The sequence below is a fragment of the Mesorhizobium sp. genome (genome assembly GCF_005063415.1).
Classification (GTDB): Bacteria; Pseudomonadota; Alphaproteobacteria; order Rhizobiales; family Rhizobiaceae; genus Mesorhizobium.
The window spans coordinates 1-5,565 of the sequence record NZ_SUEG01000226.1 but is presented as its reverse complement, the minus strand read 5'-3'; the positions used below and the strand labels follow the sequence as shown (position 1 = coordinate 5,565).

The following is a 5,565-nucleotide window of genomic DNA, read 5'->3' as shown; positions in this document are numbered from 1 at the left end:
ACGTTGCCGTGCTGGTCGCGCTCAAGCTTTTCGGGCGGCACCAGGCTTTCGACCAGCGCCTTGCCGTCGGCGGTGCTGACGCCCTCGGAGACGGCAACGTCAAGCTGTCGGGCAGCGACCTGCCGGCAGCCTTGGAGCGTGCGCTCGCCGAAGGATTGCCGGGCAAGCGGGCGCGCGTCGATGCGCTCGGTTACATGCCGCGCGGCTATGTCGGCGCCATCAGCGCGGTGGACGCGCAGGAGGCCTTCGATGCCGGCGCCTTCGCGGTCACCGTGGCCGACGAGGGCGGCGGTTCGGTGGCGCTGCAATATGACGGCAAGAAAACCGTGCTGAAGAAGGTGCCGCTGAAGAACGTCGCCGGCAAGACGCGCCATATGCCGGATGATTTCATGCTGCCCGATGTCAACCGGCTGTCCGATGCGGGCATGGCCTATCTGAAGCGGCTGGTTCCGCAAAAGTACAAGGTCGGCAAGCCGTTCGTCTGATGCCGGCCTTGATCTGATGGACAGCTGGTTCAGCAAAACCATCGTCGATGCCAAGACGACGATGCTGACCGAGCCCTTCGTGCATGAATTCGTGCGCGCCAACATCTGGCATTTGCGCGGCCGCGACGTCGACCTGCTGGTCGACACCGGCATGGGGATCTGCCCGCTGGCGCCGCAGATCGACACGCCGGCCGACAAGCCGCTGCTCGTCGTCGCCACGCATATCCATCTCGATCATGTCGGCTCGCTGCACGAGTTTCTGTTGCGGGCAGGGCCGCGCCACAGCGCCGCACAGTTCGACAGCATGGATGAAGCGGTGACCTACGCCTACATGTTCCGTGATCTGGAAGGCGCCGTCTCCAGGCTGCCGGCAAAGGGCTGGAAGGCGGCCGATTACAGGATTCAGCCGGCGCCTCTGGCCCGGACCCTGGACGAGGGCGATAGGATCGACCTCGGCGACCGCCAATTCCGCGTCCTGCATCTGCCCGGCCACTCTCCGGATTCAATCGCGCTGTTCGAAGAGGCAGACGGCCTGTTCTTCGCCGGCGACGCCATCTACGACGCCATGCTGATCGACGACCTGCCGGATTCGGATCGTGCCGCCTATCGCCGCACCATGCAGCGCCTGCTCGACCTGCCGATCCGCATCGGCCATGGCGGCCACGGCCCGAGCTTCGACGCTAGGCGGATGCGCGAGATCGCCACCACCTATCTCAGCCGGACCGACCGGAAGGGCGAATAGGAGGCCTCGGCTGAGGCGGCGCAAATCTGAAGCGATTTGTCTTGCGCAGCTATTTTGTTCTTGCTTTGTGCCGGCAGCTATGCTACTAATTTCGGTATGGTGCTGATTTGCCCCAACGACCCGCCGCAAGGCGGGTTTTTGTTTTCGGGTTTCGGCGCCAGCCCGGCAGGGCGGTTGCCAGCCGGAAATTAAATCTTCGTAACATTATCTAGAAACCACGATCGGTGCCCTAGATGCGGGGCTGTCGATCCGGTCGGCTGCCGTGACAGGCGAGACAGGCAAGCTGACACGCCGATAGAGCGTTCCGGTGACGGAACGCTGCGGCGCCCGATCAATCTCTCGCCCGGACAACGGCCATGTCACCAATCCAGACCCTTCGCAGACATCGCGTCGCCGCTCTGCTGGGCGCCGCGCTGATCGTCAGCCCCTTCGCCCTGCCCCTCGCTCCCAGGCTGAATGATGTCCTGGCGGCAACAGTGACCCCGCCTGTCACCGGCATGACCGCGCCCAGCGGTTCGTTCGCTCCGGTCGTGGCGGCCGACAAACCGGCGGTGGTGACCATCACGACGGTCATGAAAGCTCAACAGCCGGACACCATGAGCGACGCCTCGCCGTTTGGCGGAACCTCGCCTTTCGACGACTATTTCCGCCATTTCTTCGATGACCAGGGACAGCCCGCCCCCAAAACACCGCCGGAGCAAGCGCCGCGCACCGAGGCCCTCGGTTCAGGCTTCATCGTCGGCGACGACGGCACCATCGTCACCAACAATCACGTCGTCGACGGCGCCCAGTCGATCAAGGTGACGCTCGACGACGGCACCGAGCTTCCCGCCAAATTGATCGGCCATGACGCCAAGAACGATCTTGCCGTGCTCAAGGTCAAGACCGGCAAGCCCTTGCCGACCGTCAAATGGGGCGATTCCGACAAGCTCATGCCGGGCGACCAGGTGCTCGCCTTCGGCAATCCTTTCGGCCTTGGCACCACGGTCACGGCCGGCATCGTCTCGGCGCGCGGCCGCGACCTGCACAGCGGGCCGTTTGACGACTTCATCCAGATCGACGCACCGATCAACCGGGGCAATTCCGGCGGCCCGCTGACGGCTGTGAACGGCAATGTCGTCGGCATCAATACGGCGATCTTTTCGCCGAATGGCGGCAGCGTCGGCGTCGGCTTCGCCATTCCCTCGGACCAGGCGCAAAAGGTCGTCGCCAAACTGATGAAGGGCGGCTCCATCCAGTACGGCTATCTCGGCGTCCAGATCCAGCCGGTGACGCCTGATATGGCGAGCGCCATCGGCCTCGATCACCCCGCCGGCGTGCTGGTCGCGCAGGTCAGCGACGGATCGCCGGCCGCCAACGCCGGCATCGAGACCGGCGACGTCATCACCAGCTTCGCCGGTCTCGACATAAAGGATCCAAGGGACCTGTCGCGCGGCGTTGCCGACGTTGCGCCCGGCACGAGGGAAACCCTCAATGTCTGGCGCAAGGGGCAAAGCCTGCAGATCTCCGTCGAGGTCGGGCGCAACGAAGACGACATGGCAACGGGATCGGTGACCGGCGATCAGGGTCAGCCGTCGACGGAGCAGGGCCTTCGCGCACCGGCGCTCGGTCTCGGCCTGATGGACGTCACCCCGGATGCGCGCCAGGCAATGAACCTGGCAGGCAACCAGCACGGCGCACTGGTCGAGCGCGTCGACCCGAACAAGGCGGCATCGGCTTCCGGCATCCAGCCCGGCGACATCATCGTCGCCGTCGACCAGCATCCGGTGAGAAGCGCCAGGCAGGCTAACCAGGCGATTGTGCAGGCTGCCAAGTCCGGCAAGAAATCGGTGCTGCTGCTTGTCGAGCGTGGCGACGCCCAGATGTTTGTCGCCGTGCCCTTCGCCAGTGGCTGAGACAGGCGCCGCGCTGCCAAGATCGATGTAGAGCATTGCCGCCAGGCCGAGCCAAGATTTCGGTTGCCCGCGGACGCGTCTTCGAGAAAACTGACAAAGGTCGATTGGACCTTGCGCAAACGGACATTCTCGATGGTTACCCGAGGCTTCTCTTCCGGACGAAAGCCGCCGACGGATACGGATGCACGTATCCCGCCGGGGCAATATCTCGAGCAAGGTTTCCCGGTCCTGTCGGCCGGCCCGACGCCGCATGTACGCACCGAGGATTGGTCGTTCACGCTTAAGCACGGGCCGCGGCCAATCAAGAAGTGGAACTGGGCCGAGTTCAACGCGCTTCCCTTGACCAAGATGACGCGCGACATCCATTGCGTCACCGCATGGACCAAGTTCGACACGGCGTGGCAGGGCGTGCTGGTCGACGACATCCTTGCCGACGCCGGCATCGAGCCGCCCACCGCCTTCACGTTGGCGCTGGGTTTCGACGGCTATTCCACCAACGTGCCGACGAAGGATCTCACCGGCGGCAAGGCGATGGTGGCGCTGCTTTACGAGGGCAAGCCGATCACCCCCGATCATGGCGGCCCGGCGCGGCTGCTCGTTCCGCATCTCTATTTCTGGAAATCGGCCAAATGGCTGAACGGGCTGCAGTTCACCGAGCGTGACGAGCCGGGTTTCTGGGAGTTGCGAGGCTATCATATCTATGGCGACCCGTGGCGCGAGCAGCGCTACACGAACGATCCATGAGCGACGCACCGGCGGCGCAGTCGCCCTGGCAGACCGTCACCATCACCCGCATCCAAAAGCGCACGCCGCGCGTCACCAGCTTTTTCCTGCAGCCGTCGCGGCCTTTCGCTTACCGTGCCGGACAGCATGTCGATGTCAGGCTGACGGCGCCTGACGGCTATCAGGCGCGCCGCTCCTATTCCATCGCCTCGGCGCCGGAGACCGGCGAGACCATCGAACTGGCGATTGAAAAACTCGAGGACGGCGAGGTCTCGCCGTTCTTTCACGAGATCGCGGCGGTGGGCGACGACGTCGAATTGCGCGGGCCGCTCGGCGGCCATTTCGTCTGGTCCGACGGCGATGGCGGACCGCTCCTGCTCGTCGGCGGTGGGTCGGGCGTGGTGCCGCTGATGTCGATGGTCCGTCACCGGGCGATACGGGGGTCGCTGGTCGCCGCCGCCCTGGTGTTTTCCGCGCGGGTCTGGGACGAGGTGATCTTTCGCGACGAGTTGATAGACCTCGCCGAGCGCCGGGATGGCTTCGACCTGGTGCTGACGCTGACGCGCGAACCGGCCCGCCGTCCGGCGGACTATGCGCGGCGGATCGACGCCGCGATGATGGTGCAAGCCATGACGAGGCTGCCCGCGCCGCCGAAACTCGCCTTTGTCTGCGGCTCGAACGCATTCGTGACGGCCGCCGCCGAAGCACTGATCGATGCCGGGGTACCTGCGGCTCTCATCCGCACCGAACGTTACGGGGTCTGACCCGGTCTGCTTGCCCGGTTGCTGCCTTCGCCGGCCGGCATAAACGGGCCGAAAACAGGCAGAACGGCGAGGCCGCGTTTGGCTGAAATGGTTAACGATTCCATAAACAACCCCTGCTGCTACTTTTATCGGTTTAAAAAATCGAACCGAACGGTTCGTTTCTGTTGACAATGCGTGCAGGACGCTGTGAACGCTGCCTCTCCAAGTCACCTTGCAGCCAGACCGATGCTACGGGCTATCCGTCTGATATTTATAAATAAAATTGTGGCGAAGGGAATCTCTGGCACAATTTCAAGGTGTAGATTCTTGGTCCACACCAAACAACTTCGTGATTGGAAACTGGCCATTGGCTTTCCCACATCGGGGCTGTCCGAACGACGCGAATTCCTCCCAAGACACGCCGCTAGACGGACCGAAAACTAAGATACTGGAGTACTAAAATGAAAAAGATCGCTCTTGCCGCCGTCGCCGTTTTGGCCATCACCGGCAGCGCCTTCGCTGGCAGCGACAACTTTGGTTCCAAGGGTGCGAACCAGCCTGCCGCTTCGGTCGACAGCTCGTATACGGCTTCCATTCAGAAGCCGGCTCATGCTGACCAGCAGCCTGTCCAGGGCGCCGACCGTAACCTCTTCGGCAACAACTAACAGCCGATCCCAGCATCAGGGCGGCGGGCATATCCGCCGTCCGGGGATCTGAAAAAATTCAGGAGTATTAAGATGAAAAAGATCGTTCTTACTGCCGCCGCCGTTCTGGCCATCACCGGCAGCGCTTTCGCCGCCAGCGACAATTATGGCTCGAACGGCGCGAACCAGCCTGCGCCTTCCGTCGACAGTTCGTACACGGCATCCGTCAAGACGTCGGACCAGCCTGAAAAGCAGCCGGTTGTCCAGGGCGCCGACCGAAATCTCTTCGGCAACAACTAACAGCCGATCCCACCATCAAGGCGGCGGCATGCT

The 5,565-nt window shown here is 63.4% G+C and carries 6 protein-coding genes and 1 pseudogene; all 7 read left to right on the top strand.

The features are described from left to right. Positions 1 to 485: pseudogene (locus E5W70_RS30460) on the top strand (hypothetical protein); the annotation flags it as partial. Positions 486 to 501: 16 nt separating this feature from the next. Continuing rightward, entirely contained in the window at positions 502 to 1,227 is a 726-nt protein-coding gene (locus E5W70_RS30455; RefSeq protein ID WP_292664980.1) for an MBL fold metallo-hydrolase, read from the top strand. Between the two features lie 356 nt (positions 1,228 to 1,583). Next, positions 1,584 to 3,122, top strand: coding sequence for a DegQ family serine endoprotease (locus tag E5W70_RS30450; RefSeq protein WP_292664979.1), 1,539 nt, complete (start codon positions 1,584 to 1,586; stop codon positions 3,120 to 3,122). A 132-nt stretch (positions 3,123 to 3,254) separates the two neighbouring features. Beyond that, positions 3,255 to 3,866 (top strand): molybdopterin-dependent oxidoreductase, encoded by a 612-nt coding sequence (locus E5W70_RS30445; RefSeq protein WP_023680229.1) that lies wholly within the window; start codon positions 3,255 to 3,257, stop codon positions 3,864 to 3,866. Beyond that, positions 3,863 to 4,609 (top strand): FAD-binding oxidoreductase, encoded by a 747-nt coding sequence (locus E5W70_RS30440; RefSeq protein WP_292664978.1) that lies wholly within the window; start codon positions 3,863 to 3,865, stop codon positions 4,607 to 4,609. Before E5W70_RS30445 ends, E5W70_RS30440 begins: the two co-directional genes overlap by 4 nt. Before the next feature lie 440 nt (positions 4,610 to 5,049). Beyond that, positions 5,050 to 5,253 carry a DUF680 domain-containing protein gene (locus E5W70_RS30435; protein WP_292664977.1) on the top strand — a complete coding sequence of 68 codons (204 nt, stop codon included), beginning with the start codon at positions 5,050 to 5,052 and terminating at the stop codon, positions 5,251 to 5,253. Positions 5,254 to 5,325: 72 nt separating this feature from the next. Next, the gene (locus E5W70_RS30430; protein ID WP_292664976.1) at positions 5,326 to 5,532 is read left to right on the top strand and encodes a DUF680 domain-containing protein; all 207 of its coding nucleotides are present in this window, start codon (positions 5,326 to 5,328) and stop codon (positions 5,530 to 5,532) included. The last annotated feature ends 33 nt before the right edge of the window (positions 5,533 to 5,565 follow it).

Excerpts from the sequence above, each read along its gene's own strand:
- E5W70_RS30455 (WP_292664980.1), top strand. The coding sequence starts at position 502 with ATGGACAGCTGGTTCAGCAAAACCATCGTCGATGCCAAGACGACGATG.
- E5W70_RS30450 (WP_292664979.1), top strand. The coding sequence starts at position 1,584 with ATGTCACCAATCCAGACCCTTCGCAGACATCGCGTCGCCGCTCTGCTG.
- E5W70_RS30445 (WP_023680229.1), top strand. The coding sequence starts at position 3,255 with ATGGTTACCCGAGGCTTCTCTTCCGGACGAAAGCCGCCGACGGATACG.
- E5W70_RS30440 (WP_292664978.1), top strand. The coding sequence starts at position 3,863 with ATGAGCGACGCACCGGCGGCGCAGTCGCCCTGGCAGACCGTCACCATC.
- E5W70_RS30435 (WP_292664977.1), top strand. The coding sequence starts at position 5,050 with ATGAAAAAGATCGCTCTTGCCGCCGTCGCCGTTTTGGCCATCACCGGC.
- E5W70_RS30430 (WP_292664976.1), top strand. The coding sequence starts at position 5,326 with ATGAAAAAGATCGTTCTTACTGCCGCCGCCGTTCTGGCCATCACCGGC.